Origin of the sequence: Vibrio aestuarianus (assembly GCF_012395185.1) — a bacterium.
GTDB classification, from domain to species: domain Bacteria; phylum Pseudomonadota; class Gammaproteobacteria; order Enterobacterales; family Vibrionaceae; genus Vibrio; species Vibrio aestuarianus.
Genome location: NZ_JAAZTU010000005.1, coordinates 1 through 25,951 on the forward strand (window position 1 = coordinate 1; position 25,951 = coordinate 25,951).

The window sequence follows — 25,951 nt, forward strand, 5'->3', positions numbered from 1 at the left end:
TTGAGAGGAGAACTACGACCACTTACTGATGTTTCTGAAAGCAACGATGAAGATGATATTTAATCAAGCAAAAACAGACAGTTAACCCCCTTAGCGTTGTTTTCTGTACCGTTGGACTTCAAACCCCCTTATCGCCATCACCACCAATCGGTGTATCTACTGAGCTAATACGCTCATTGAGGCGAAGCATTTTACTGACATCATCGACCGGCTTATCCAACTGAAAAGCGATCTCTTCCGCTGTCGGTTCGTGGTCAAGTTTCTGTGACAATTCACGTGCGGTACGGAGATAAATATTAAGCTCTTTCACCACGTGAATAGGAAGACGTATAGTACGAGTTTGGTTCATCAACGCACGCTCAATGGTTTGGCGGATCCACCACGTAGCATAAGTTGAGAATCTAAAACCGCGTTCTGGGTCAAATTTTTCCACCGCACGGATCAAACCTAAATTCCCTTCTTCAATAAGATCGAGTAGGGCTAGGCCGCGATTACTATAACGGCGTGAAATTTTCACCACTAAGCGCAAGTTGCTTTCTATCATACGCTTACGAGCGGCTTCATCACCCCTCAATGCGCGACGAGCATAAAGCACTTCTTCTTCGGCGGTTAACAAAGGAGAAAAACCAATTTCGCCTAGATACATTTGTGTCGCATCTAAGGTTTTCGTTGAAGCATCAAACTCCTCTTTTACATCTTCAGTTTGAGCACGACTGGCTTTCTTGTTGGTGGTAGTGAGCTCTTCTGTAACCTCGACTGTATCCATTACATCTTGGTCTTCAAACTCTTCGACTTTCGTTACTGCATTGCTGATACTCATAGCGCCTCCCCCTGGCGAGCTAGCAAGACATTACTACTTTCTAATGTCGCTACATGACTCTTTCAAGTATGTTATGGCAAGTAGCGCTTTGGATTCACTGACTTACCTTGATATCGAATTTCAAAGTGCAAACGAACACTGCTCGTTCCAGAGCTGCCCATGGTTGCTATCTTTTGGCCAGCTTTGACACTTTGTCCTTCTTGTACCAGTAACCGATCGTTATGAGCATAAGCACTGAGGTAATTATCATTGTGTTTCACAATCACGAGATTGCCGTAACCTCTTAATGCATTTCCTGAATAGACAACGGTTCCTGCTGCAGTTGATACTATGGGCTGACCACGCTGTCCTGCGATGTCGATACCCTTATTTCCTTGATCGCCTGCTGAAAAGTTCTTAATTACTCTCCCTTTTGTTGGCCATAGCCATTTTGCAACCTTCTCATCCTTTGGTTTAGCAGATGTTACATTAGCATTAACATTCTGCTTACCTTTTGAATCAACATACTCCTTTGATTTCGATTGATCAACTACCTTTGGCGGATCTTTTTTTGCCACTTTAGTCGACTGACTTGTGGCATTATAGGTCTTGTTATCATTAGAGTTTTTACTCGAATTGACAGTCGAAATAGGTGCTGATGAAACACTGGAAGCCGCACCAGTTGTGGCTGCAACCGCAACTGTTTCGCTTACACCATTCCCTCCATAAGCGGGTGGTGTGTAGTTAGGAATCCATAATTTTAATTTTTGCCCAGGGCGAATAGTGTAAGGCTTGCTAAGATTATTGAAACGGATCAGGTCATTTACATCTTTATCTGTGACATAAGATATAAAATACAGCGTATCGCCTTTTTGCACTTCATAGTAACTACCTCTATAGCTACCACGAGGAATGGAATTGTAGTCTTTGTTGAGTCCAGAAACTGGCGCAGGAAAATTTGCCGCACAGCCTATAAGCAGTTGGCTAATGAATACCATAACGAGAAGCTTTCGCAGACTACACACCATCACTACGCTAAATCACCAGCAATTAAAGGGACGAAACGGACAGTCTCAATAGTAGTGGAGACAAATGCGTCACCTTGACGCACAATCTTCAATAAATATTGCTCATTGTCGCCTACGGGAATGACTAAGCGTCCACCTTCAGCTAATTGTTCAAGTAATGCTTGAGGAACAGACTCTGCCGCAGCAGTGACGATGATGGCATCAAAAGGCGCTTTTGCTTCCCAACCGAGCCAACCATCACCATGTTTAGTCGAAATATTATAAATATCGAGTTGTTTCAATCGGCGCTTGGCATCCCACTGCAATGATTTGATTCGTTCGATGGAATAAACGTGATCAACCAATTGAGCCAAAACTGCTGTTTGGTAGCCAGAACCAGTGCCAACTTCCAGAACTTTACTACTTCGTTCAAGTTCTAAAAGTTCAGTCATTTTAGCGACAATGTAGGGCTGTGAGATTGTCTGCCCTTGCCCTATTGGTAACGCATTATTGTCATAGGCTTGATGCATCATTGCTTGAGAAACGAAGCTTTCTCTCGGCAAATAATGAATGGCACTCAAAACGTCGTTGTCTTGAATACCATTCGCGACCAGAAATTCAATTAATCTGTCGGCATGTGGGTTAGCCATTACGCTTTTTCCTTTAACCAATTGTCCATACTACCAAGTGACTCATGGGCAGTGAGATCAACCTGCAACGGTGTCAACGAAACAAAACCATGCTCAATGGCATAAAAATCGGTTCCTTGACCGGCGTCTTGCTCTTTTCCTGGCGGCCCTAACCAATAAATATCATGTCCACGCGGATCTTTCTGCTTAATCATACTTTCTGCGTGATGACGAGCACCTAAACGTGTTACCTGAATACCCGCTAAACGCTCAAAGGGAACATCAGGGACGTTAACATTAAGTAAGCGATTAGTTGGAATAGGCGCACTACAATGCTGCTCAACTAATTGACGAGCGATCTGTGCTGCAGTGTTAAAATGTGCTTTCCCCACCAAAGAGAATGCGATGGATTGCACGCCTAAGAAATGCCCTTCCATCGCAGCTGCAACGGTGCCTGAATACAAAACGTCATCACCAAGATTGGCCCCATGATTAATGCCCGTTAAAACCAAGTCAGGCATGTCATCTTTCAATAACTCATTGAGAGCAAAGTGCACACAATCTGTTGGGGTGCCCTGTACTGAATAAGTATTTGGAGCAATGCAATTAACACGTAATGGCTGTTCTAACGTTAAAGAATTAGAGGCTCCAGAACGATTACGATCAGGAGCGACTATTACTATTTCGGCTAAATCGGCCAACATTTTCGCTAATGCGTGTATGCCTTCTGCATGCACACCATCATCATTGCTCAATAAAATCTTCATCGAGCTCTCTCCTTAGAACTCACGCTCAACGGGGATCTCTTCCACCAGTTCGCGGACAATTGAAGTGGCAAAGCTGCCTGCATCAAGATCAAAACATAGTGTTACTGTTTCTTGCTCGGCTTGCCAAGTCAGATTTTGTGGTTTCAACATGACCGCACGGCGCTCATGACGCATACGGTTACTACGAATTAAAGCCATTAGATCAGGCTCAGCATCAACATAACGCTGTTCAAGCTCTAGTGCTGCATTTTGCGTTGGTAGAGCATTATCCCCCGCTAATGCGGCGCTGATCTGAACTTTGCCAGCTGCGAGAAGTTGGTTGAATTCATCAACTGTGCTTGCCGTAACAACGGTCTGCTGTTCATCTGTGAATGCAATATCACCGTCAATCAATTGATTAAAAATATTATGTTCAAGACGTGCTGAAACGATCTGGTTGAAGATCCAAGAGCGCGCGGCAGAGAGATATAAACTGCGTTGATTTTGGTTACGCGAGCGGACATTTTCCTTGCCCCAGCGACGAGCCTCACTCAAGTTATTACCATGATTACCAAAACGCTGACTACCAAAATAGTTTGGCACACCTAACTTAGCAACATGTTCTAACCGCTTTAACACTTCTTCAGTGTCCGTCACTTCAGAAAGTGTGATTTCAAAATGGTTGCCCACCAAGTCACCAGGTCGTAACTTTTTGTTATGACGTGTCGTTTCAAGAATTTCAATGCTTGGATATTGTGCAAGAAAAGCCGTGAAATCTGGCGTTTCGCCTTTGGGTAAATGCACACTCAGCCATTGCTGCGTTACAGCATGGCGATCTTTTAGGCCAGCCCAACTCACATCTTTTGACTTTACGCCGCAGACTTTCGCCAATTCATTCGCTACAAAACTGGTATTTTCTCCTGTCTTGCGAATATGCACCATTAAGTGCTCACCACTTCCAGTAAATTCAAACCCCAAGTCTTCGATTACCTTGAAGTGTTCTGGTTTGGCTTTTAACTTAGCTTTTGCGGCTGGTTTACCACATAGGTAAGCCAATGAAGATAGAATATCTGACATGTTTTTGTCCATCGCTGACGCGAGTTGGCGGTAATAATAAAAATGGCTACGACTACGCAGCAATTATGCTTTCATAAGTAAGACAACCGCTTCACAAGCGATGCCTTCTTTGCGTCCTGTAAACCCTAAACGTTCAGTGGTTGTAGCTTTTACATTGACGTTGTGTAAATCGGTGTTGAGATCATGCGCAATCGCAGCGCACATGGCTTCAATATGAGGGGCCATTTTGGGCGCTTGAGCCATGATAGTAATATCAGCATTCCCCAAACGGTAACCTTGTTCGACCACCCGGCGGTATACATCTTTTAATAGTTCACGGCTATCTGCGCCTTTCCACTTATCATCTGTATCCGGAAAATGTCGACCAATATCACCTGCGGCAATCGCACCTAATAGTGCATCGCACAAAGCATGCAGTGCAACATCACCATCAGAATGAGCGACTAAACCTTGCTCATAAGGCACGGCAACACCGCCAATAATTACTGGCCCTTCACCACCAAATTTATGCACATCAAAACCGTGGCCAATTCTAATCATTGTGGTTCCTTACTAAGGTGTTTATCGCTAAAGACGAGCTAAATAAAACTCAGCTAAGGCGAGATCTTCAGGTTGGGTAATTTTAATGTTGTCCGCTCGCCCAAGCACCAAAGCTGGACGTAGGCCTTTCCATTCTAAAGCGGAGGCTTCATCTGTAATCGTTATTTGTTCTGCTAATGCAGCAGATAATGCCTCGCAGAGTAGATCAACATTAAACATTTGCGGGGTCAGTGCATGCCATAACGCCACGCGCTCGACTGTGTGGTCAATATTGTCCTGCGCATCTGCTCGCTTCATGGTATCACGTACCGGCGTAGCTAAAATGCCGCCGACAGGGTGTGAAACGGAGGTGGCAATCAACCGGTCGATATCGTTTAAGGTAATACATGGACGAGCGGCATCATGTACCATCACCCATTCACTGAGAGGGTTAGCTTGGGCATACTTCAATGCAGAAAGCACTGAATCAGCTCGCTCTTTGCCACCATTGACTCGTATGACGTTAGGATGATCAACCAGTGCAAGCTCTGGATAATAAGGGTCGTCTTCGCTGACAGCGACAATGACTCGTTCAATGGCAGGATGAGTGAGTAATTTTTCAACTGTGTGCTCAAGCACGGTTTTGCCATGCAAGGTTAAATATTGCTTGGGGCGGTCGGCTTGCATACGCTTGCCAACCCCAGCCGCTGGCACTATTGCGGTAATAGATAGGGTATCAACTTGCATTTATAGCGCATCCTCTCCGACTAATCGGTAGAAGGTTTCTCCTTCTTTGATCATGCCCAATTCATGGCGCGCTCTTTCTTCTATCGCATCAAGCCCTTGACGTAAATCATCAATCTCAGCAAACATCTCTGAATTTCGCAGTTGTAAGTTCTCATTCACTTGCTGCTGAACTTCGATTTCATCCGAAATGGTCCGGAAATCTGCTATGCCATTTTTACCCAGCCACAAATCGTATTGTAGCAAGGCAAACAGCAAAGTTAATATCACAGCAAAAATGCGCATAACACCTATAACTATAAAGATAAACGTGCTGTTTAGGCGACTAACACCTTACAACAGCACGATAAAAAGATGAGCATTTATACCATAAGCCAGTAGTTAACTCATCATTAGGAATGCAAATAAACCACCACCTAACAGTAGGCGATAAATAACAAATGGCGTCATGCCCATTTTTGATATCAGCTTCAGGAAGAAGTGAATACAAATATAAGCACTGATAAATGAAGTAATAATACCCGTCATTAAGAAACCGAAATGAATGGGTTCACCGCTGGTAACGAGCTTGAGAGCTAAATAACCACCAGCTAATACAATAATTGGGATAGACATTAAAAACGAGAAACGTGCCGCCGCTTCACGCGTAAAACCTAAATACAACGCAGCGGTAATGGTTGCGCCAGAACGAGACGTGCCAGGAATAATAGCAACAGCCTGCGCCAAACCAATAAATATCGACTTCTTCCAGTCTGCTTGATATTCGTCATCCGATAATCGAGCGTTTTTATCCACATACCACAGCAATAAACCAAAAATGATCGTCGTTGTAGCAATAACCCATGCACTGCGAAGGTAAAGCTCAACAATATCTTTCATGAAGAAACCGAAGATACAAGCAGGGATAGTCGCTAAGACAATCATCCATGCCAATTTTGATTCTTTACTGCGCTCACCTTGGAAAATAGAGCCGAAAAAAGCGCGCAGTAATGTCACCACTTCACGACGAAAGTAGATCACAACCGCAGCCAATGTACCGACATGTACAGCCACATCAAACGCCAAACCTTGATCTTCCCAACCTAAAATAGCCGAAGGTAAAATCAAATGGGCAGAACTAGAAATAGGCAAAAACTCGGTTAAGCCTTGAATCAAAGCCAAAAAAAACGCTTCTAAGTAACTCATTACTGACTCTTATTAATTTAAGTGTTGAACCACTGCTCAACGGAATTGAGAGATCCTAAATTGATCGCTTGTTGCCATATTTGACGCACTGTTCGACCATCATTGGGAACAATCAGTTCCGGAGACAAATCATAGAGTGGCTGTATGACAAAAGGATATTTAAAGATATCGCTGCGTGGTAGCTCTGGATCTTGTGCTGAAACCTCTTCGCCAAACAAAATGATATCGAGATCTAAGGTGCGATCTTGGAATTTCTTCGCTTGAGGATCTCGTCCCCATCGACGTTCTATATCTCGAAGCTGTAAAGCGAACTCGCTTAATGTCAGCGTTGTATCCAGCGCTACCACCAAATTATAAAATGCGCCGCTGTTGAAACCTACTGAAGCGCATTCATAGATGGTGGAGATACGCAGGTTGTCTCCGATCTGCGACAGTTCACGTGCCGCAGCTTCAACGTGTTTGTGTCTGTCAATGTTAGAACCGACCCCAACATAGGCGGTGATCATGCATGACCTCGTTCAATGACCACACCAACCCCACTTGCTTGTGCAACGGCTCCTGGTTTCGTCAAGCGGATTTTGATCCATGGAACTGAAAAGCGCTGCATAATAAGCTCCGCCACTTCCTCGGCAACACGTTCAACCAATAAAAAACGTCCATTTTGAATATGATCGATCACCGCCTGGCTCACTTGTGCATAATCCAATGCATCATTGACGTCATCACTTTTGCCAGCAGGTCGGTTGTCATGCGCCATTTCAATATCCAAAACCAGTTTTTGTTTGATCTCTTGTTCCCAGTCATACACGCCAATGGTGGTGATCACGCTTAACTGTTCAATAAATACTTTATCCATGCTTTGTGTCTATCCCTCTAGAGGTCGGATACCCTAATTGAGTAAAAAATCGTACTATTTCGGTCAATCGCGATATCATATACCCAAACCGAGTCGAGATGCGAAATCCAATCCATTTTTTTGCTTTTAATCTTGGTTAACAAGGACTTGCAACCTAGTTTTAGCCCTTCACAGCACAGAGGCATTTATGACTCCATTGGCACTAAGTATGATCATCTCCGCCTATTTATTAGGTTCGATCTCTAGTGCTGTGTTGATCTGCCGTGTTTTGCGCCTACCAGACCCACGAGATGTTGGCTCAAACAACCCTGGCGCCACTAACGTGCTACGTATTGGCGGAAAAAAGGCCGCGATTGCCGTTTTGCTCTGTGACATGCTAAAAGGCACTATCCCGGTCTGGCTTGGCTACTATCTTGGTATCGATCCGGTGTTATTAGGCTTAGTTGCCATCGCGGCTTGTCTTGGCCATATGTACCCTATTTTCTTCCATTTCAAAGGGGGGAAAGGCGTTGCGACCGCATTAGGAGCCATCGCTCCAATCGGCTTGGACCTTACAGGTCTCATCATGCTGACTTGGGTCGTCGTGGCACTGCTGTTTCGCTATTCTTCTCTCGCAGCTTTAGTTACCGTGTTACTGGCTCCATTTTATACTTGGTTGATCAAGCCACAATACACACTTCCGGTTGCCATGCTGTGCTGCTTAATTGTGTTTCGTCATCATCAAAATATTAAGCGTCTGTTTGCCGGTACTGAACCTAAAGTCGGCGAGAAAAAGTCGCTCGAATCGTAAATGTGTTGATAAAAAAATAAGGCCTCTTTCGAGACCCTATGTCAGATGATCTTAGCTTAACGACTATTGATAAACGTTAGCCAAAAACTTGTGCAAAATATCTGTTACATATTCAGGTTGTTCCAAACTACTGATATGGCCTGCACTAGGAATGATCTCCAATTGACTGCCTGTAATGCAATCCTTCATTAAATAGGATTCAAGCACTGGTCTTGGAATATCTTCAGCCCCGACAGCAATCAGCACTGGTAGTGCGAATTTCTCAACCTCTTCGATCATGTCGCGTCGGCCAAAGATCATTCTACCCATGCGTGCCACTTCGACCGCTTGCTGGCCTGATAGGCCGATTAAATACTGCTTAAAAGCGGCAATGAGTTGAGGCGATTGTGTCGCCGCTTCTTTTGCAAAAAACATCGGCACGACAACTTCGGCGATAGGTGCAGGAACTGATTGAGTGGCACTAATCGCATCAAGCATGGAAAAATATTTTTTATGCGTCACTTCTGGCTCTAAACCAACAAAAGTATCCATCATCACCAAAGATTTAACCCGCGTTGGCGCTAAAGCAGTCAACTCAGCTCCCCACATGCCCCCCACAGATAAACCAATAACAGAAAACTGTTCGATGTGTAGGTGATCCATAAGATCGAGAATATGCTGCGCATAATCTTTGAGTGTTGTCATCGATTGTGGCGCAAAATCAGACTGACCATGTGCCCATAGCTCAGGCACAATACAACGATAATGTTGGCTCAATACCTCAACTTGTGGTGCCCACATGGCGCTATCCCACAGGTAACTGTGTCCAAAAACAAGAACCTCACCTTCCCCACTATCGAGGTAACACATATTTTGGCCATCAACGGCAAATGTTTTCATGAGAACTATCCATTTAATATCGTAATCGGCGACTCTATCATTGATGAGCCTAATAACAGCTCTGAGCAGAATTTAAGAACCTACTAATTAACTTAATGATAAATAAAAGAAACGGCTGCTAATAAAGCAACCGTTATAAGAAGGTAAAGCACGCTAAATACTAAGCAATAGGCTTTAGCTGATCAATCGGCCAACGCGGTGTGGCTTGTACCGCTAAGTCCACCACTTCACCATTTTTCAGACGCTGCATACCAGCATAGGCAATCATTGCCCCATTATCGGTACAAAACTCAGTGCGAGGATAATACACCTCACCACCGATTTTATTAGCCAATGCAGCTAATGATTCACGCAGTTGTTTATTGGCACTTACACCACCGGCAATAACGATACGTTTCATGCCTGTCTGCTCTAAAGCGCGGCGGCATTTGATCACCAAAGTGTCACATACAGCTTCTTGGAATGCATAAGCGATGTCCGCTCGAGTCTGCTCATCATTATCGTTTGATGCGATAGTATTGGCCGTAAACGTTTTAAGGCCAGAGAAGCTCATATCCAAACCAGGGCGATCAGTCATTGGGCGTGGGAATTTAAAACGACCAGGGGTGCCTTTTTCCGCCAAACGAGCAAGCAGTGGACCTCCTGGGTAGTCAAGGCCCATCAATTTAGCCGTTTTATCAAACGCCTCACCTGCCGCATCATCAATCGACTCACCAAGAATTTTGTATTCACCAATTCCTTTCACTTCCACCATCATTGAATGGCCACCAGAAACAAGAACAGCAACAAATGGGAATGGAGGCGGATTATCTTCTAACATTGGGGCTAAAAGATGCCCTTCCATATGATGAACTGGCACAGCGGGCACATTCCAAGCGTACGCTAAACTACGACCAATTGTCGCGCCAACTAACAAAGCTCCGACTAAACCAGGGCCTGCGGTATAAGCAACACCATCAATGTCAGCAGGTGTCAAATTCGCTTCCACCATCGCAGCTTTAATTAGCGGAATGGTTTTCTTTACATGGTCGCGAGAAGCAAGCTCTGGCACCACACCACCGTAATCGGCATGCAATTTTACTTGGCTATACAGCTTGTGGGAAAGCAACCCTTTCTCATCGTCATAAATGGCGATGCCAGTCTCGTCACACGAGGTTTCAATACCAATAATGCGCATATTTTTCTCAGCACGCTTTCATCAACAATCGGAAATGGCCGCCATGTTACCTTGCCTTGGCTTCGTAAACAAATTTTGTACAGACTATAATCGACAAAAGGCTTTACAAAGCCATTGCGATCGGATTAAAATTCCGCACCATTTTTGATCAAGCTGATTACAGAGCAAACCGACAAGAAATCTTGTGGTTTAGCTCTCAAAATATCAGCGTTAACGAATAACCCCTGAGGTGAAAGGCATATGCCAATAGTTAAAGTACGTGAAAACGAACCGTTCGATGTTGCATTACGTCGTTTCAAGCGCTCTTGCGAAAAAGCAGGTATCCTTTCTGAAGTGCGTCGTCGTGAGCACTATGAAAAACCAACTACCGTTCGCAAACGCGCTAAAGCAGCAGCTCAAAAGCGTCACGCTAAGAAGCTAGCTCGCGAAAACGCACGTCGCGTTCGCCTGTACTAATAACCCTTTTCCACTAAGGAATAAGAGTTATGGCTCTGATTGATATTCTCAAAGAAGAGCAAAAATTAGCGATGAAAGCCAAGGATAAAATACGCCTTGGCACTATTCGTTTAGCTCTATCAGCAATTAAACAGCGTGAAGTCGACGAACAGATAACTCTGAGCGATGACGATATTCTTGCCGTGCTGGTTAAAATGGTTAAACAACGTCGCGACTCTGTCGCTCAATATGAAGCTGCAAATCGTCAAGATCTCGCAGATGCTGAGCAAGCAGAAATTACTATCCTTGAGGCGTTTATGCCTCAACCACTGAGCGACGATGAAGTTTCTGCATTGATTGACAATGCAATGACAGAATCTGGCGCAGTTGGCATGCAAGACATGGGGAAAGTAATGGCTGTCTTGAAACCGCAAATTCAAGGGCGTGCAGATATGGGTAAAGTCAGCGGATTAGTTCGAACTAAACTCGCTTAAATACCCACATCAAATTGCATCAAGCCGTGCTATCCTCTGGAACGCACGGCTTGTTTGTATCTAATCATTCGTTTTGGTCTTTTCTTTTAGGTTTTATGGCAGGACACATCCCTCGTAGTTTTATTGATGATCTCCTCGCTCGACTTGATATTGTCGACATCATAGACGCACGTGTGAAACTTAAGAAAAAAGGCAAGAACTACGGTGCATGTTGCCCATTCCATAATGAAAAAACTCCCTCATTTAGTGTAAGCCAAGAAAAGCAGTTCTATCACTGCTTTGGTTGTGGTGTGCATGGTAATGCCATTGATTTCATGATGGAGTATGAACGCCTAGAATTCGTTGATGCCATTGAAGAGCTCGCCTCGTTTGTTGGCCTTGATGTGCCCCGAGAACAACGCAGTGGCGGTGGGTTTTCATCAGCCCCCAAAGCCAATAGCGAAGAAAAACGTACCCTTTATGATTTGATGGGCAGCATTGCACAGTTTTATCGCAATCAACTTAAAGTGGCAGCCAACCGCCATGCTATCGACTATTTGAAAGATCGAGGACTCTCAGGAGAAATCGTTCAGAAATTTGGTATCGGCTTTATTGCTGATGAATGGGATTTGGTTCGTAAAAACTTCGGCCAACAGCGTGATGCTCAAGAGATGCTCGTGACTGGCGGCATGCTGATCGAAAACGACAAAGGCAATCGTTATGATCGCTTTCGTGGCCGAGTAATGTTCCCCATCCGCGACCGCCGTGGGCGTGTAATTGGCTTTGGTGGACGAGTAATAGGTGACGGAACACCTAAGTATCTCAACTCTCCTGAAACGCCCATTTTCCACAAAGGAAAAGAGTTGTATGGCTTATATGAAGTCATGCAAGCCTACCGTGAACCGCCTCAAATATTGGTCGTCGAAGGTTATATGGATGTGGTAGCACTCGCACAGTATGGTGTTGATTATTCAGTAGCCTCACTGGGTACTTCGACCACCGGTGATCACATCCAGCTATTATTTCGCCAAACCAATACTGTGGTGTGTTGCTATGATGGTGACCGAGCTGGTCGAGAAGCCGCGTGGCGAGCCTTAGAAAATGCTCTTCAGTATTTAAAAACCGGCAATACACTCAAATTTCTATTTTTGCCTGATGGTGAAGACCCTGATAGCTATGTTCGTAAATATGGCAAGGCTGCCTTCGAACAACAAATTGAACAAGCGACACCGTTGTCTAGCTATCTATTTGATAATCTAATCGAAATTCATAAACTCAATTTAGGTAACAACGAAGGTAAATCAGCACTTCGTGCTCATGCTAGCGCCTTGATAAATAAGATCCCAGACCCTTATTTTCAAGAGTTACTTGAGAAGTTGCTTGATGAACGCACAGGCTTCGATAATCACCTTAGACAGCGACGTCAAAAAAGGGCAGAAACTAGACCACAGCCACACAAAGAGCTAAAACGAACGCCAATGCGTGAAGTGATCGCTTTGCTTATTCAAAATCCAAGCTATGCTGATATGGTACCTGACCTTTCAAGTGTCAAAACCCTTCCCATACCCGGGATAAGTTTATTGATAGAAGTACTTGAGAATTGTCAAGAGTACCCCAATATTACAACAGGCCAACTGCTTGAGCACTGGCGTAATAGTAAACATGAGGCCCTTCTGTCTCGTCTTGCTAGTTGGGAAATCCCTCTCGTTGAAGACAATCAAGAAGAACTATTTTTAGATTCATTGGACAAAATTCTTGCTCAGTGCATCGAAAAACAAATTGAAAACCTGCAGGCCAAAGAAAGAAGCGTCGGTTTATCAACCGAGGAAAGACGGGAGCTGCTAGCACTCATGCTAGATTTAAAAGCGTAACCCAGTTTAAATAGTCAGCAATGAATAAATTTGTTAGTATATGTGGTTTGCATTTCGCATACTAATTCCTTCACCAGATATGAAGTTGGATACCGTCTATGGATCAAAATCCGCAGTCACAGCTAAAACTACTTGTTATTAAAGGCAAAGAGCAAGGCTATCTGACCTACGCCGAAGTAAATGACCATCTACCTGCAGAAATTGTAGATTCTGAACAGGTAGAAGATATCATTCAGATGATCAACGACATGGGTATCAAGGTAGTAGAAACTGCCCCAGATGCTGATGATCTTGCTCTTAATGATGACAACGCAATCACCGATGAAGATGCGGCAGAAGCTGCTGCAGCTGCATTATCCAGTGTAGAAAGCGAAATTGGTCGTACTACAGACCCAGTACGCATGTACATGCGTGAAATGGGTACCGTAGAACTGCTGACTCGCGAAGGTGAAATCGATATCGCAAAACGCATTGAAGATGGTATTAACCAAGTTCAAAGTGCGGTTGCTGAATATCCAGGCACTATTCCATACATCCTAGAACAATTTGATAAAGTTCAAGCTGAAGAACTTCGCTTAACGGATCTTATTTCTGGTTTCGTTGATCCAGACGATGACGGAACCAGCGCACCGACAGCAACGCATATCGGTTCGGAACTTGCTGAGTCTGATCTTGCTGATGAAGATGACGACGAAGATGAAGACGACGAAGATAAAGATGATAGTGAAGAGGAAGAAGTAGACACAGGTATTGATCCTGAACTTGCTTTAGAAAAATTCACTGAGCTACGCAACACCTATCAAAATCTTCAGCTAGCGAAAAACGAACACGGAAACGATAGCGCGAAAGCCGCTCAAGCAACAGAGCTAATGCTCGATATCTTCCGTGAATTCCGTTTAACGCCAAAGCAATTTGACTATTTAGTCAATGAACTACGTAAGTCAATGGAACGTGTGCGTACTCAAGAACGCTTGATCATGAAGCATACGGTTGAATATGGCAAAATGCCGAAGAAATCGTTTGTTGCGCTATTTACCGGTAATGAGTCGAGCGATGCATGGTTTGATGAAGTATTAGCTTCAGACAAACCTTACGCCGACAAAATTAAACAAAATGAAGAAGATATTCGCCGTTCAATCCAAAAATTGCGCATCATCGAACAAGAAACTTCTTTAACGGTTCAAAGCATTAAAGATATTAGCCGTCGCATGTCAATCGGTGAAGCGAAAGCTCGTCGTGCGAAGAAAGAGATGGTTGAAGCTAACTTACGTCTGGTTATTTCGATCGCGAAAAAATACACCAACCGTGGTTTACAGTTCTTGGATCTTATTCAAGAAGGTAACATCGGCTTGATGAAAGCGGTTGATAAATTTGAATACCGTCGTGGTTACAAGTTTTCAACTTATGCGACATGGTGGATCCGTCAGGCAATCACTCGTTCAATTGCAGACCAAGCGCGTACCATTCGCATTCCAGTTCACATGATCGAAACGATCAACAAGCTGAATCGAATTTCACGTCAAATGCTGCAAGAAATGGGACGTGAGCCTCTGCCAGAAGAATTAGCAGAACGCATGCAAATGCCTGAAGATAAAATTCGCAAAGTACTGAAGATCGCTAAAGAGCCAATCTCGATGGAGACACCAATTGGTGACGATGAAGATTCGCATCTAGGTGACTTTATTGAGGATACAACGCTTGAACTGCCTCTTGACTCAGCGACAGCAACAAGTCTAAGAGCAGCAACTCACGACGTTCTTGCGGGTTTAACCCCTCGTGAAGCAAAAGTACTGCGTATGCGCTTTGGTATTGACATGAATACTGACCACACTCTTGAAGAGGTGGGCAAACAGTTCGATGTAACACGCGAACGTATCCGTCAGATCGAAGCAAAAGCATTGCGTAAACTTCGTCATCCAAGCCGCTCGGAAACACTGCGCAGCTTCTTAGACGAGTAAGCAGAGCATTTAGAATACAAAAGGTGAGCATGGGCTCACCTTTTTTGTATAAAATGGTTTAAGTGGATAAAAACTAAGCGCATTTACCCTACTTTGCGGGTAGACACTCCGAAATGCATCCCCTATAATCGTTCACCTAATTTGGCCCCTTAGCTCAGTGGTTAGAGCACTCGACTCATAATCGATTGGTCCCCAGTTCAAGTCTGGGAGGGGCCACCACTTTCTCTTCTACATATGTCTATCAACGTCTATCTACCCCAGTAAAATCAATACTTAGAAAGCAATCTTTGTCTATAGCTGTCTATGCTCATCTTGTAACATCCGAGTTTTAATGTACCATCGAATGTACCAACGGCTAAATATCGACTATTTTGGTGGTACATCATGGCAAAAAGAGTAGTCCCTTTAACTAACACCCAAGTTAAACAAGCTAAAGAATCCGACAAAGAATACACTCTCTCTGATGGTGATGGCCTTCAATTGCGTGTTAAAACGAATGGCACAAAGTTATGGATTCTGAAATACACTCATCCAATAACCAAAAAAAGAAACAACATAAGCTTTGGTAGTTTTCCTGATGTCTCTCTTGCCGAGGCAAGGAAAAGACGTTCTGAAGCAAAAACTCTTTTAGCTCTCAATATCGATCCAAAACAGCATAAAGATGAACAGCTTTTAAAAGAAAGAGCAGAGCTTGAAAATACCTTTGGTAAATTTTCTGATAGATGGTTGGCACTCAAGAGAGAGAGCGTAAAACCAGAAACAGCAGATAAAGCTTATCGTGCTCTTGAGAAACATATCCTACCTAAACTTGGGAATGTCCCCATCCAAGACATCAAACCCAGAACGGTACTCAGTATTCTTGAGCCAGTAAAAGCACAAGGAACTCTAGAAACAGTTAAAAGACTCTGCCGTATAATCAACGAGGTTATGCGTCTTGCTGTAGCATCCGGTGACATTGAAGTAAACTACCTAGCAGACATCACTAAGCTCTTTCCGGCCCCTAAACGCCAGCATATGGTAACTATCGAACCAGAAAGACTACCAGAATTGATGCATGCTATAGCTGGTGCAAACATTACACTATCTACTCGTTGCTTACTTGAGTGGCAACTACACACAATGACAAGACCAATTGAAAGCGCTACAGCACGTTGGCAGGACATCGATTTTGAAAATAAAGTGTGGGTTGTTCCTGAAGAAAGAATGAAGATGAAGCGTCCCCACACAATCCCTCTTACAGAGCAAACTTTGGCACTTTTAGAAATAATGAAGCCAATCAGTGGTCATAGAGAATTCATTTTCCCAAGTAACAAAGACCCGAAAAGCCATGTAAATAGTCAGAGTGCTAATATGGCACTGAAAAGGATGGGGTTTGAAGGACAGTTGGTTTCTCATGGGCTAAGGGCATTAGCAAGTACCACTCTCAACGAACAAGGATTTAATCCTGACGTTATTGAAGCAGCGTTAGCTCATGTTGATAAGAATGAAGTTCGGAAAGCTTATAATCGAGCTGAATATCTTGAGCAACGCAGAAAGCTCATGTGCTGGTGGAGCGATCATATCACCGCTTCTGCTGAGGGTAATGTATCACTCACGAGACGAAAAGGGCTGAAATTGGCAGGTTGATTACACATACAGCTCTATGCTTATACCCACCACATGGAAGCGGGCGTTCTGCTAGAGCGCATAAAATAAGACTTTTATACCTTTTAGATCATAATAATAAAAACTGCTCAGGGTACGGCTTGGGGTACGGAGACGATAAAAGTCTAACTCCAAGCAATCACAAGAAAAGGGCGTTACCTTAATAGCCCCTTTAACTAACAGCCAAATATTACCGCCTTGAGATAGAACTTCTTACACGCTGTACAATTACAGCATCATGGCTAGTGAAGTGGTTTAAGCTTGAGAGTTTGGTATATATTGGGCTGTTCGTAAGATCCAATTCATCTGCATATACGTTGAGGGCATTGAGGAGCCAACCACCAAGTGCAACGATGGCGCCCCCCTTGATTCCTGCCATCTCCATTCCAGCTCCAGCAGCGACAGAAGGGAATCCTGATATGTTTAATCGCGATATTCGTTCTTTATTTTTTTCAATTTTAGCCACTTCTTCCTTGAGCGCTCTCAGCTTATGAAACCGCTCACCTTCATCCATACCTGCAAACTGATTAACGATATTGGGTAACGAGCGCATTAGGCTATTAGACAACGCTGAGTCGAGCTCAAGAATGTCCATATCGTTATCAATAGCAAATATTTCATTAAGCAATGTACCTAACTCAGATTCTTGAATCTTCTGCGAGTGAGAGCGAACGCCATTGTAAAAACCAGTGATCACCTTGCAGGCTGCGACTTCTGAATATTGCTCACCATCGAAAGGAAAGTGATGAGCCCTAAGTCCTTGTGCATATTCATACGCCATCGCCGCAGTTGACAATTCAAGATGAATATCCCGCCCTCTGCGCTCAAAGCCTTTGGCCGCAATCCTGGAGACCCCCAGCCTATGCGTTGATACAGCCCCCTCTTTATTGACCATGTATTCACCATATTGCCATTGCTCTGAAAGCACTTGCGCAAGGTTTTGTATAGACGCATTTTCAATAAAGGAACATTGATGAAGGAATTGATATTGCTCATCACTTGAGAAAGTGGTTCCAATTATCCCTGACTTATTCTGTATGCCTCGAATAGTTGAGGCAGCAAGCCGCCTTGAGAAAATTATCGAGTCTGGTGCAACCATAAGGATATCCGCCAGTAACTCCTGAGAATAACGGTGAATATTCTGTGGCGCTACAAACAGTAATCGACCGCGTGCCACTAGCTCTTGAAACTCATATTGACCCAGCTTAAACATTTCATAGAAGTACTCGGCCCCCTTATCCAATGGCAATGCAATGATGACCTGTTCGTACAGAGTTAAGTAAACCCTCAAGTTCTGACGCGGAAAAACAGACGCATCCACGAAGCAGCGTGACTTATTTTCAACAAATTTAGGCAAAAGGAACGGAGCTTTTTGGTCTGTATCATCGCCACTGAATACCGAATGTCGATTTTGAACCCAAAAATCTTCATCCTCCTCATACCTTGTGAGCAAAGGCTTGGAGAACTGCTTTTGCATTAATCCACTAGCTGTGAGTAGTAGGTTATTGTGAGTATTAGATTTGTACTCGACCTTTCCTGGAAAATGGGAGATGGTAGGATCAAATTTAAAAACAAAGTCATAGCCTTGATAGCCTAGAGCCTCACAAATTAGCTGAATATCTTCTTGTTCACTTATCGTTATCTTCGATTTGAAAGTCAGGTTAAATTGGTTGGTGTTAAATAAAAAGTCCACATGAAATGGATGATATTTCTTAGGAATGTGTAGCACGAACAAGTTGATGGTTTCATCCATCGTCATAGGCTGCCCATGTGTGAGCGACTTTTCTAACCTGCTGCGCGATTCTATCAAACGAAACGCTTGTGTAACTTTACTAACTATTTTGCCCGTTGGTATACCAGCAGTATGATACTTACGATAGTGTTCACTTAGTTCATCAAGCAGTGATTCATTACCTTCTACATCCGATATAACGGCATATAGCCCCTTACCATCAGTAAATAGACCTTTGTGGTCATACCGGTGAGTATCAAATCGAAAACGCTCATAATCATGCCTGATAGCGTCCATTAAGGGTATACTAAATGGAAATGTGTCGGTCATTTGTTTTGCCTTACCTCAGACATAAAAACACGCCCGAAGGCGTGTTAAGTAAATCATCAATTAGCGATCTCGACGGTCGCTTGTACTCTCACTTCATTTTCAATTATCGCCTTCACTTCACTATATAAATCAACATCAACTTCTGGAACAGAGAGTGATACGACTAAAGCATATCTAGCTTTAGAGTTATACCGCTCATGTGCTTTTCGTGTTTTCCACCAACCATTTGCTGGATAAATAGCAATTTTCCCTCTAGCAGCTAAATCAGCCGCACTACCGCGCCAAATATCTTTGTGGATAGAACCCTTATGGCGCTGCTGCTTTCCGATGAGCCAATTACCATCTTCAAGAGCATCTGGCTTATCTCCATCAGCCTTAGCATTTATTCTTCGCATAAATTGCGCATCTGACTCACCATGATGCTTAACATCAAATCTAAGTTGATGACTAGCATAATTGTATTTATTTAGTACGTTGCGACTTGAAGGATTAGGCTCGATAAAGTAGGAAAGAGTTATCGTTAATTCTACGTTTGCTTCACCTATTTTTAGTAATTCACCTTTCGGCCAAGGTAAATCGTGTAAGTGCATATCTTTGGTTTTAGTATCACCTGAACGAGGCTTAATAAAAGGTTGTAACTCATCCTGAATCACCATTGAAAGTGAATTGTCAGCACTGTTAAGAGCTTTTTCCAAATTAGGTACACCATAGCCTACTTTTCTAATCAACTTAACCATATCTGATTTTTTGATGCCATCATCTCCACGTTTTACAGAAATAAGTGCATACATTGCATCAGTCCAATCAGCAGAGTGCACAGCTAAAGCTCTTACCGTTTCAGGCCAGATATCACTGTAGTGGGACTTAACCTGTGCAGAGAATCTTGCAGCTAATGCTGTGGCAGCACTTGTTGCATGTGATGTTCTAAAATGTCTCTGCGAATAATCATTGTTGGTTGTTAACAGGTGCAAGTCAGGTTCATTGCCGCAAAAACCATCTTCATCTCGAGCAATATTACCCCCTTCAAATACAACTTCTGGTTTGAAAGGAGCATTACTTCTGTCCCACAATAAAGATGTTGTCGAGTATGGAGACAAACTTCCACGTGGAGCTAAAGGCATTAAATCACTCGACTGAGTTAAACTATCCTTCTCAGTGAAAGCCCCAACAGTTAAAACATTCCATGCTTGTGCTGGATCATGAACATCACTCAAGTAGTTAATATTGGGGTATTCTGCGCTACCATTGATTCTTGTGTTACCAGCACAAACAGTGAATAAACGAGGCGTCATTCCCTCTCCTGAATAATCTACCGCCAGCATATCCATAGCACTAGACCAAGAAGACGGTCTCCCCCTATCCGTTCCTTTACCTGAAGAAAGAGACATAGAAAATATGCGGGAGCGTTCAGGTTTATATATCTCCATTTCAGACACAGCGTTCGTTGTTACTATGCCCAGCGACTTACCTGCATTGTCACCATTAAACCTCATGGTTTTAATCGATTCGAGTCTGTACCCAACAACCTCCTCATTCAAGGAACCGAGCTTTTCAGTCAAATCTCCCCACATTGCCAGCCCAGCCATCTCTGTTCCATGGCCAAGAATATCGGTTGGATCGTTATCATCGGTAATCGTTCTTTGATCTGATAAATCTGAAAAAGGAGCAAGTAATGGATGCTGAACGTTTACTCCAGAATCAATAATACATACGTAGGGAGAACTATCAGAGTAAGAGTGTTTTAGACGCTGCAAAAGTTCGTCGGTCCATTCCTTTTGTTCATGATTATGCATCACATCAAAAAATTCAGCGGTAACCTTAGGAAAGCGAATCTCTGCCACTCTGAAAAGTAGTGAAGCATTTTCTTCCAATTTCTTTTGGCTAGTAAATACTTGAACGACTGTATGCTCTGGAAACCGTAGTTTATGCTCAGATACTCGCATATCAGCGATAGTAGCTAATCGCTTAAAATCAGATAAAATTTCTTTATAATGGTTGTGTGTCTGACGGCTCTTTCTTGGCGTGGCTAACCAAACTTCCCACCAAATATTTTCTTCTTTATTTTCAGGAAGAAGACTTTCATCGTCTGCCCAAATAGCAGAAAAAGCCGCTCGTTTAATACTCTTTATCGAATCAATGAGTTTTTGGTGATCACCTGAATTACCATTGGAAAGTGTCCTGCGCTCTTCATATTCATTGAGTTTTTTCTGATAGAAGCTCAGTTTCCCTTCAGGCACAAAAGCAGTTGCTATTGTCGTTGTCTGCCCTTCATGTTCAACAGTTTTAACATTGTGCAACACAATACCTTGAGGATCATTTGCTAAGCTCTCTACAGCCATCATTACATCTGGGAAGCTTTCGAATTCAATCTGGATGCCAATCCCCATATTCATTTCTGAAGACGGTATGCTTGTCTTAAGGTCAGCAAAGTCATTTGCTACATTTTGAATATCATGCCTTAACTTGGCACTATGGCTTGATCTATCTTTTGCGGGGATTTCAACTGGAGATCCACCACCTCTAGCAGGTGATGTAAACTCGTGAGGGCTAGCTGAAGAATTAAAAAAGAAGTGAGGTTTATTGAATTCGGTTCGAGCCATTAAAGTTCCTTCTTACTCCATAAAGTGTTGGCTGATGCTTTTCCTATCTTCTACTGCTTGCTGAAGCATACTAATCGTAATGAAATTATGGTCATTAATAAGCATTTCTTTGATTGCATCATTGGCAGCCAAAGTAATTTCTGCATTGCTCAGGCCTTCAGACATAGAAGGAAGTTTCTTCCAAGAGAAGTTTTTAGCAACATATGGCTTTAAGCGACTTTTAAACAACTGGACAATTTCATCTTCAGAAGGTAGTTGGTATTTAATTACATCATCAAAGCGCCTAAACAAAGCGTGATCAAGCGCTTCTAAATGGTTAGTCGCACAGACGATGACACTGTTAGAGCTATCTTGCTCTATCATTTGTAAAAAACTATTTAAAATACGTCTCGCTTCACCGACATCGTTATTAGAACCACGATGTGAACCCAGAGCATCAAACTCATCAAAAAAGTAAACTCCTCTTACTTCTCGAATCGTATCAAAAATCTGTCGTAATTTAGCTGACGACTCACCTAAATACTTAGTGATAACTGCATCTAGACGCACTTCAAACAAAGGAAAATTGAGCTCACCAGCAAGAACGGAAGCAGTGAACGTCTTCCCTGTGCCCGGTTTACCAGCTAGCAGTAACTTGCGGCGAGGGGAAAGACCATGATTTTTTAGCGTAATCAAGTGTTTCTGCTCTCTAACCAATCTTTCCAGTTTTTCTTTCACTGCGGGATTAACGATCAAGTCTGAAAACCTAAGTGTTGGATGACTTGTTGTTAATAAGCCAGAAGAATCCTTCACACTGCTTGCAATGGACACCGGTAAATTTTTTGCGCTATTTTTCTTTGCTTTTTCAACTAATAACTTAAGCTCTTGTGCGAGCTTATCATGTCCATTTCTAGCTTCGTGCGCCGCAACCTGAAGCGCGACAGATAAAAATCTGTCGTCATCTTTGTCTATATGCGATTGCATCAATGCTTTAATTTGAGTAGAACTAGCCATGAAAATTCGGTCATAAATTGGTGTATAAGCGTTCAAATTGTACATGAAATGGTGGCTTTCATCCATAAAGATTAAAGTGTTCAGACTCACACGAATCCTACTTTTATCTAGTGTTTCCAGTTCCAGTACCTTACCCAGTGTAAAATGATTCACACACCAATCACTGACCTCAACCCAAAAATCTTCAGGCATATGTCATCAATGTGAATACCCATCATTGATTCCGACAGGAGCTTGAAATGAATCCCAAAACTTCCGATTACCAAAAGCAGCAACGCTATCAGGAAAACGAAATCCTAGAGCATGCCGCTGAGATACTAGCAACACGCTACGTGCGTGGTGATGCCCTAACTAACCCTGATGCCACTAAAGAGTATGTGCGCTGTAAGCTAGGTAGCCATGAGCGTGAAGTGTTTGCCTTATTGTTACTGGATAACCAAAACCGACTGATTGAGTTTAAAGAGCTGTTTCATGGAACAATCGATGCGGCCAGTGTCTATCCACGTGAAGTGGTGAAAGCGGTATTAGAAGTGAATGCAGCAGCAGTGATATTTGCGCACAACCATCCATCTGGAGACTCAACACCGTCTCAAGCCGATAGACGCATAACCGAAAGACTCAAAGACGCTTTAGCGCTGGTGGATGTCCGCGTTCTTGACCACATCGTGACAGGCGATACCTGCACCTCGTTTGCTGAAAGGGGGTGGTTATGATTGAACAACATTATGGTGAGCTGTGCATTGATGATGCGTTACATGCGTCACTGGAAGCGCTTTTGAATAGATACAACATCTCGGATAACGCAGAACGACTCGTGTTGAACTGCCGCCAAATGAGTTACTACCGACATCGACAAGGTTTACATCCCATTGAGGTACAGCTTAAACGTGAGTCAACCTCAAGCCCTTGGCTGGTGGTGTTCTTTGCCAGCTTCTCTTATCCCGATGACAACAGCACAACCGTTGAACCTGAGTTGTACTTTCACCTTGCTAATCGCTGGTGCTATCAACCCGATGTGGGGAGTACTGATTTATCCCACCCAGAGGTACAAGAGCTGCTCTCGGTCTGGATGAAAGCCTTTGCTCGTCACCTTTCCAGAAACGTCTTTGATGACGTGCAACTGACAATGGTCGGCACGTTCAACTAAATCCTAATCTCTCATTTCTTATTTGAATCCTGAAACAAGGAGGACTCACTATGTCCAAATTAACCTTCACAGCATCATCACTACCTGTATCGAAGAAACTGCATAAGCTGTTAAGTGAGCAACTCACCGCTCATTTGCTGAGTAATGAAGCACTGACCACCAGCCGTTATCTGGTGTTTAACTTTCGCGATAAAAGTTACAGCGCGGATGAAGGCGGCTTCCACCCGGTTGAGATGGCGATTTGCCAAACCTCAACAGGGGAATGGAGTATTGAGTACATCACCGACTTTGCTTATATGGGAAACTACTATCCAGAGTTAGAGCGCAATTTGGATTTTGATTTTCGGGTTGGACAGTTCTTTGTAGCCTATCGTGGCTGGCTACCAATACAGGGTAGCCGTGATGCCAAAGAGCTGTATCAACTATGGGAGAATAATTTTCTTGCCTATGTTGATATGGACGCTTACAACGAGATAGCCGTCACCCCGCAATAACTCATGACTTCCCTTCTTCTACAAATCATCAAACTTGTCACTACCCTCATTACGCTAATCTCCCTTTCCCCGTTCTTCGGTGCTATTGGAACCCTATCCACTTTAGGTTTTCTGGTGGTGCTGTTGATTGGGTTATTGGCAGCCATTGCTGAGCTCAGTGATAAGCATAGGCCTCGTTAATGTTAATCGGCTCACGCTTTGGTGATGCCGATTGATGCTGTTTTCACCGTTGGACATTATGTGTCTGACCCACCTCTATTCTCCCGACATTAAATGTCCGACTCCGGTGTGGAGCTTTGATGTATTGAGAGCGTAGTCATGAGCAATAAAACCAGCATTGAAGGGTTATCCGCTTTGCTGCACACGCTGATGCTTATTCCTCAACATCGATGGATTACTGTTAGGGAGTTGCAGCAGCAGTTAGCCCTACTCGATATCCACCGCACCACGCGCAGCATTAAACGCTACCTCGATGACATCATTGTGGACGTGTTTAACGTGGAGTGTGATTCGATGAGCATGCCCCATGTTTATCGGAAAACCTCAGAGCAATTACTGAAGCTCAACAAACAGGAAATGCTCTATTGGCAACTGACCAACAAGTACTTACTGCCGCTGGTTCCTGATGCACTGAATTATGGGCAAGGGTGCTCCTCGGAGAGAGACAAACCCTTGTCCCATATAGGTTCAGCACATTCAAAAGAGCAAGCATGGTTAGCCAAAGTACATGTAGCTTTGCCCACTATTCGCGAGTGGAGTGACGAGCAACGGCAAGTGTTAAATGCAGTACACACGGCATTACTCAACAACCGTATGCTCAAGATATCTAGCCAAGTATTGCAGCAAGAGAAGGCGCTCATTGAGCCACTGGGACTCTCGGTTCAGTGTGACGCGCTCTTGCTGCTCTTTCGATTATCCGGTCAACACACGATACGCACCCTCGCCTTGCCTTTGATTGATGAGGCAAGTGTATCGACGTTTTCTTTTACCTATCCGACTGATTTTAATCTTGAGCGGTTCATGCGTGAACACGATGGAATCAGTACGCCTGAATTTTACTCACCGATAAGGAGAGCACCGTTATGACATTAATCAACACCCTATTCAGATACACTGCTATGACCATCCTATTTATTGGACTCACCGCTTGTGGCGACCAAGACGAAACTCAAGCAACAAAGGCAGATATTGAAGTGTCGATATCGACTAACTCGCACTGGGGAACATTGGTCTTTGACCTGCAAGCCATCACCGACAACACCGTAATTAGCAATGTGATCATTAACCGTGGCAACTGCCGATTACCCGCAGGTACAGCCTCAGAGCTATCAAGAAACATTTCATTGCAGTTCGGCCAAACCTACACCGGATACAGCAACAACTGCACTGTAGACAACGTGAAAGAAATCGAAGTCACCTCTAGTGCTGGCACCTTTGTCTACACCTTCTAACTTTCAATTCCCAAATAACACACTCAACCAACTCGTAAGGATCAACTATGAACAAGTCATCTCTACTCATCACAACAGCATTAGCTTTCTCAACATCTTCCGCCTTTGCTGGTGGAACACTGGGTGGCAACCCATCCGCGGATTCGGGAGCCGTAAACGTCAGTGTAGGTAAATGCACTCAATACAAAATGGATGTAAAAGCGGCTCAACAGGACGGTAAGGACACATCGACCATCACAGTGCCTAAAGGCTGTGAAGCAGTCAAAGAAAAGTAATACCTACCACAAGCGACGGTAAAAAACGACAATGGGGAGCAATTACGATCCCCATTCTTTTTTTGCTTCTATACCTAAGCTTCCCATCTAAAACACTTTTGGACAAAAATGAGTTTAATAGAGTCATGTATTAACACTTT

The 25,951-nt window shown here is 43.5% G+C and carries 28 protein-coding genes, 1 tRNA gene and 1 pseudogene; 14 read left to right on the top strand and 16 right to left on the bottom strand.

The genetic code is table 11. The annotated features are described in order from the left end of the window. Window positions 1-121: 121 nt before the first annotated feature. The 11 genes and pseudogenes from HGG78_RS03075 to folB all read right to left on the bottom strand — a co-directional run. Window positions 122-820, bottom strand: a pseudogene (locus HGG78_RS03075) (sigma-70 family RNA polymerase sigma factor); the annotation flags it as partial. A gap of 71 nt (window positions 821-891) precedes the next feature. Further along, on the bottom strand, window positions 892-1,827 hold the full coding sequence (gene nlpD, locus HGG78_RS03080; protein WP_171981401.1) for a murein hydrolase activator NlpD: 936 nt from the start codon (window positions 1,825-1,827) through the stop codon (window positions 892-894). 2 nt (window positions 1,828-1,829) lie between these two features. Next, window positions 1,830-2,456 (bottom strand): protein-L-isoaspartate(D-aspartate) O-methyltransferase, encoded by a 627-nt coding sequence (locus HGG78_RS03085; protein ID WP_053311366.1) that lies wholly within the window; start codon window positions 2,454-2,456, stop codon window positions 1,830-1,832. Continuing rightward, complete coding sequence (gene surE, locus HGG78_RS03090; RefSeq protein WP_172532050.1) at window positions 2,456-3,202, bottom strand: 5'/3'-nucleotidase SurE; 747 nt, start codon at window positions 3,200-3,202, stop codon at window positions 2,456-2,458. Before surE ends, HGG78_RS03085 begins: the two co-directional genes overlap by 1 nt. A gap of 12 nt (window positions 3,203-3,214) precedes the next feature. Further along, entirely contained in the window at window positions 3,215-4,258 is a 1,044-nt protein-coding gene (gene truD, locus HGG78_RS03095; RefSeq protein ID WP_168523352.1) for a tRNA pseudouridine(13) synthase TruD, read from the bottom strand. Between the two features lie 63 nt (window positions 4,259-4,321). Continuing rightward, complete coding sequence (ispF, locus tag HGG78_RS03100; RefSeq protein ID WP_053311368.1) at window positions 4,322-4,798, bottom strand: 2-C-methyl-D-erythritol 2,4-cyclodiphosphate synthase; 477 nt, start codon at window positions 4,796-4,798, stop codon at window positions 4,322-4,324. A gap of 27 nt (window positions 4,799-4,825) precedes the next feature. Beyond that, on the bottom strand, window positions 4,826-5,524 hold the full coding sequence (gene ispD / locus HGG78_RS03105) for a 2-C-methyl-D-erythritol 4-phosphate cytidylyltransferase (protein ID WP_172532051.1): 699 nt from the start codon (window positions 5,522-5,524) through the stop codon (window positions 4,826-4,828). Next, window positions 5,525-5,806 (bottom strand): cell division protein FtsB, encoded by a 282-nt coding sequence (ftsB, locus tag HGG78_RS03110; RefSeq protein WP_172532052.1) that lies wholly within the window; start codon window positions 5,804-5,806, stop codon window positions 5,525-5,527. Between the two features lie 96 nt (window positions 5,807-5,902). Further along, window positions 5,903-6,706 (bottom strand): undecaprenyl-diphosphate phosphatase, encoded by an 804-nt coding sequence (locus HGG78_RS03115; protein WP_172532053.1) that lies wholly within the window; start codon window positions 6,704-6,706, stop codon window positions 5,903-5,905. Window positions 6,707-6,723: 17 nt separating this feature from the next. After that, window positions 6,724-7,212, bottom strand: coding sequence for a 2-amino-4-hydroxy-6-hydroxymethyldihydropteridine diphosphokinase (gene folK, locus HGG78_RS03120; protein WP_172532054.1), 489 nt, complete (start codon window positions 7,210-7,212; stop codon window positions 6,724-6,726). Further along, window positions 7,209-7,562: a bifunctional dihydroneopterin aldolase/7,8-dihydroneopterin epimerase gene (gene folB, locus HGG78_RS03125; protein WP_172532055.1), complete on the bottom strand. Its 354-nt coding sequence runs from the start codon at window positions 7,560-7,562 to the stop codon at window positions 7,209-7,211. Before folB ends, folK begins: the two co-directional genes overlap by 4 nt. 187 nt (window positions 7,563-7,749) lie before the next feature. Here folB and plsY point away from each other — a divergent pair, with 187 nt between their 5' ends. Further along, window positions 7,750-8,352, top strand: a complete 603-nt coding sequence (gene plsY, locus HGG78_RS03130) for a glycerol-3-phosphate 1-O-acyltransferase PlsY (protein ID WP_172532056.1) — start codon at window positions 7,750-7,752, stop codon at window positions 8,350-8,352. Window positions 8,353-8,415: 63 nt separating this feature from the next. Here plsY and HGG78_RS03135 read toward each other — a convergent pair whose 3' ends face one another. Then, on the bottom strand, window positions 8,416-9,231 hold the full coding sequence (locus HGG78_RS03135; RefSeq protein ID WP_172532057.1) for an alpha/beta fold hydrolase: 816 nt from the start codon (window positions 9,229-9,231) through the stop codon (window positions 8,416-8,418). Between the two features lie 160 nt (window positions 9,232-9,391). Beyond that, window positions 9,392-10,408, bottom strand: a complete 1,017-nt coding sequence (tsaD, locus tag HGG78_RS03140) for a tRNA (adenosine(37)-N6)-threonylcarbamoyltransferase complex transferase subunit TsaD (RefSeq protein WP_172532058.1) — start codon at window positions 10,406-10,408, stop codon at window positions 9,392-9,394. 240 nt (window positions 10,409-10,648) lie between these two features. On the opposite strand from tsaD, the gene rpsU reads away from it, so the two are divergent. The 6 genes from rpsU (at window position 10,649) to HGG78_RS03170 (ending at window position 16,771) form a co-directional block, all read left to right on the top strand. Continuing rightward, the gene (gene rpsU / locus HGG78_RS03145; RefSeq protein ID WP_004396009.1) at window positions 10,649-10,864 is read left to right on the top strand and encodes a 30S ribosomal protein S21; all 216 of its coding nucleotides are present in this window, start codon (window positions 10,649-10,651) and stop codon (window positions 10,862-10,864) included. Window positions 10,865-10,893: 29 nt separating this feature from the next. After that, complete coding sequence (locus HGG78_RS03150) at window positions 10,894-11,337, top strand: GatB/YqeY domain-containing protein (RefSeq protein WP_172532059.1); 444 nt, start codon at window positions 10,894-10,896, stop codon at window positions 11,335-11,337. A 95-nt stretch (window positions 11,338-11,432) separates the two neighbouring features. Next, a complete protein-coding gene (gene dnaG, locus HGG78_RS03155; protein WP_168523363.1) occupies window positions 11,433-13,187 on the top strand; it encodes a DNA primase in 1,755 nt (584 codons plus the stop codon). 98 nt (window positions 13,188-13,285) lie between these two features. Further along, on the top strand, window positions 13,286-15,145 hold the full coding sequence (gene rpoD / locus HGG78_RS03160; RefSeq protein ID WP_172532060.1) for an RNA polymerase sigma factor RpoD: 1,860 nt from the start codon (window positions 13,286-13,288) through the stop codon (window positions 15,143-15,145). A gap of 143 nt (window positions 15,146-15,288) precedes the next feature. After that, a tRNA-Ile gene (locus HGG78_RS03165) sits at window positions 15,289-15,364 on the top strand. A gap of 165 nt (window positions 15,365-15,529) precedes the next feature. Then, window positions 15,530-16,771, top strand: a complete 1,242-nt coding sequence (locus HGG78_RS03170; protein WP_172532061.1) for an integrase domain-containing protein — start codon at window positions 15,530-15,532, stop codon at window positions 16,769-16,771. Window positions 16,772-16,979: 208 nt separating this feature from the next. On the opposite strand, the gene HGG78_RS03175 is transcribed toward HGG78_RS03170, so the two are convergent. The 3 genes from HGG78_RS03175 to HGG78_RS03185 are packed head-to-tail and all read right to left on the bottom strand — an operon-like array spanning window position 16,980 to window position 22,636. Beyond that, complete coding sequence (locus HGG78_RS03175) at window positions 16,980-18,851, bottom strand: hypothetical protein (protein ID WP_130359469.1); 1,872 nt, start codon at window positions 18,849-18,851, stop codon at window positions 16,980-16,982. Between the two features lie 56 nt (window positions 18,852-18,907). Further along, window positions 18,908-21,451 (bottom strand): S8 family peptidase, encoded by a 2,544-nt coding sequence (locus HGG78_RS03180; protein ID WP_172532062.1) that lies wholly within the window; start codon window positions 21,449-21,451, stop codon window positions 18,908-18,910. A 12-nt stretch (window positions 21,452-21,463) separates the two neighbouring features. Beyond that, on the bottom strand, window positions 21,464-22,636 hold the full coding sequence (locus HGG78_RS03185) for an AAA family ATPase (RefSeq protein ID WP_254068101.1): 1,173 nt from the start codon (window positions 22,634-22,636) through the stop codon (window positions 21,464-21,466). 47 nt (window positions 22,637-22,683) lie between these two features. Between HGG78_RS03185 and radC the strand changes: the two genes are divergently transcribed. From radC to HGG78_RS03220, 7 genes are all read left to right on the top strand, one after another. Beyond that, window positions 22,684-23,157: a RadC family protein gene (gene radC / locus HGG78_RS03190; protein ID WP_172532063.1), complete on the top strand. Its 474-nt coding sequence runs from the start codon at window positions 22,684-22,686 to the stop codon at window positions 23,155-23,157. Next, on the top strand, window positions 23,154-23,591 hold the full coding sequence (locus tag HGG78_RS03195; protein ID WP_172532064.1) for a DUF2787 domain-containing protein: 438 nt from the start codon (window positions 23,154-23,156) through the stop codon (window positions 23,589-23,591). Before radC ends, HGG78_RS03195 begins: the two co-directional genes overlap by 4 nt. Window positions 23,592-23,641: 50 nt before the next feature. Next, window positions 23,642-24,085: a DUF2787 domain-containing protein gene (locus tag HGG78_RS03200; protein ID WP_172532065.1), complete on the top strand. Its 444-nt coding sequence runs from the start codon at window positions 23,642-23,644 to the stop codon at window positions 24,083-24,085. Between the two features lie 3 nt (window positions 24,086-24,088). Then, window positions 24,089-24,265, top strand: coding sequence for a hypothetical protein (locus HGG78_RS03205; RefSeq protein ID WP_172532066.1), 177 nt, complete (start codon window positions 24,089-24,091; stop codon window positions 24,263-24,265). Window positions 24,266-24,403: 138 nt separating this feature from the next. Then, the gene (locus HGG78_RS03210) at window positions 24,404-25,171 is read left to right on the top strand and encodes a WYL domain-containing protein (RefSeq protein ID WP_172532067.1); all 768 of its coding nucleotides are present in this window, start codon (window positions 24,404-24,406) and stop codon (window positions 25,169-25,171) included. After that, the gene (locus HGG78_RS03215) at window positions 25,168-25,536 is read left to right on the top strand and encodes a hypothetical protein (protein ID WP_172532068.1); all 369 of its coding nucleotides are present in this window, start codon (window positions 25,168-25,170) and stop codon (window positions 25,534-25,536) included. The genes HGG78_RS03210 and HGG78_RS03215 overlap by 4 nt, the downstream gene beginning before the upstream one ends. A gap of 47 nt (window positions 25,537-25,583) precedes the next feature. Continuing rightward, the gene (locus HGG78_RS03220; RefSeq protein WP_172532069.1) at window positions 25,584-25,811 is read left to right on the top strand and encodes a hypothetical protein; all 228 of its coding nucleotides are present in this window, start codon (window positions 25,584-25,586) and stop codon (window positions 25,809-25,811) included. Window positions 25,812-25,951: the final 140 nt, after the last annotated feature.

What these genes read in the sequence shown, in the direction of transcription:
- HGG78_RS03115 (WP_172532053.1), bottom strand. Translation starts at nt 6,706, where the DNA reads ATGAGTTACTTAGAAGCGTTTTTTTTGGCTTTGATTCAAGGCTTAACC.
- HGG78_RS03175 (WP_130359469.1), bottom strand. Translation starts at nt 18,851, where the DNA reads ATGACCGACACATTTCCATTTAGTATACCCTTAATGGACGCTATCAGG.
- HGG78_RS03085 (WP_053311366.1), bottom strand. Translation starts at nt 2,456, where the DNA reads ATGGCTAACCCACATGCCGACAGATTAATTGAATTTCTGGTCGCGAAT.
- HGG78_RS03205 (WP_172532066.1), top strand. Translation starts at nt 24,089, where the DNA reads ATGACTTCCCTTCTTCTACAAATCATCAAACTTGTCACTACCCTCATT.
- HGG78_RS03135 (WP_172532057.1), bottom strand. Translation starts at nt 9,231, where the DNA reads ATGAAAACATTTGCCGTTGATGGCCAAAATATGTGTTACCTCGATAGT.
- HGG78_RS03195 (WP_172532064.1), top strand. Translation starts at nt 23,154, where the DNA reads ATGATTGAACAACATTATGGTGAGCTGTGCATTGATGATGCGTTACAT.
- folK (WP_172532054.1), bottom strand. Translation starts at nt 7,212, where the DNA reads ATGATCACCGCCTATGTTGGGGTCGGTTCTAACATTGACAGACACAAA.
- truD (WP_168523352.1), bottom strand. Translation starts at nt 4,258, where the DNA reads ATGTCAGATATTCTATCTTCATTGGCTTACCTATGTGGTAAACCAGCC.
- HGG78_RS03185 (WP_254068101.1), bottom strand. Translation starts at nt 22,636, where the DNA reads ATGCCTGAAGATTTTTGGGTTGAGGTCAGTGATTGGTGTGTGAATCAT.
- ispD (WP_172532051.1), bottom strand. Translation starts at nt 5,524, where the DNA reads ATGCAAGTTGATACCCTATCTATTACCGCAATAGTGCCAGCGGCTGGG.
- nlpD (WP_171981401.1), bottom strand. Translation starts at nt 1,827, where the DNA reads ATGGTGTGTAGTCTGCGAAAGCTTCTCGTTATGGTATTCATTAGCCAA.
- ftsB (WP_172532052.1), bottom strand. Translation starts at nt 5,806, where the DNA reads ATGCGCATTTTTGCTGTGATATTAACTTTGCTGTTTGCCTTGCTACAA.
- HGG78_RS03210 (WP_172532067.1), top strand. Translation starts at nt 24,404, where the DNA reads ATGAGCAATAAAACCAGCATTGAAGGGTTATCCGCTTTGCTGCACACG.
- HGG78_RS03220 (WP_172532069.1), top strand. Translation starts at nt 25,584, where the DNA reads ATGAACAAGTCATCTCTACTCATCACAACAGCATTAGCTTTCTCAACA.
- ispF (WP_053311368.1), bottom strand. Translation starts at nt 4,798, where the DNA reads ATGATTAGAATTGGCCACGGTTTTGATGTGCATAAATTTGGTGGTGAA.
- surE (WP_172532050.1), bottom strand. Translation starts at nt 3,202, where the DNA reads ATGAAGATTTTATTGAGCAATGATGATGGTGTGCATGCAGAAGGCATA.
- HGG78_RS03180 (WP_172532062.1), bottom strand. Translation starts at nt 21,451, where the DNA reads ATGGCTCGAACCGAATTCAATAAACCTCACTTCTTTTTTAATTCTTCA.
- HGG78_RS03200 (WP_172532065.1), top strand. Translation starts at nt 23,642, where the DNA reads ATGTCCAAATTAACCTTCACAGCATCATCACTACCTGTATCGAAGAAA.
- rpsU (WP_004396009.1), top strand. Translation starts at nt 10,649, where the DNA reads ATGCCAATAGTTAAAGTACGTGAAAACGAACCGTTCGATGTTGCATTA.
- HGG78_RS03170 (WP_172532061.1), top strand. Translation starts at nt 15,530, where the DNA reads ATGGCAAAAAGAGTAGTCCCTTTAACTAACACCCAAGTTAAACAAGCT.
- HGG78_RS03150 (WP_172532059.1), top strand. Translation starts at nt 10,894, where the DNA reads ATGGCTCTGATTGATATTCTCAAAGAAGAGCAAAAATTAGCGATGAAA.
- plsY (WP_172532056.1), top strand. Translation starts at nt 7,750, where the DNA reads ATGACTCCATTGGCACTAAGTATGATCATCTCCGCCTATTTATTAGGT.
- tsaD (WP_172532058.1), bottom strand. Translation starts at nt 10,408, where the DNA reads ATGCGCATTATTGGTATTGAAACCTCGTGTGACGAGACTGGCATCGCC.
- radC (WP_172532063.1), top strand. Translation starts at nt 22,684, where the DNA reads ATGAATCCCAAAACTTCCGATTACCAAAAGCAGCAACGCTATCAGGAA.
- folB (WP_172532055.1), bottom strand. Translation starts at nt 7,562, where the DNA reads ATGGATAAAGTATTTATTGAACAGTTAAGCGTGATCACCACCATTGGC.
- dnaG (WP_168523363.1), top strand. Translation starts at nt 11,433, where the DNA reads ATGGCAGGACACATCCCTCGTAGTTTTATTGATGATCTCCTCGCTCGA.
- rpoD (WP_172532060.1), top strand. Translation starts at nt 13,286, where the DNA reads ATGGATCAAAATCCGCAGTCACAGCTAAAACTACTTGTTATTAAAGGC.
- HGG78_RS03215 (WP_172532068.1), top strand. Translation starts at nt 25,168, where the DNA reads ATGACATTAATCAACACCCTATTCAGATACACTGCTATGACCATCCTA.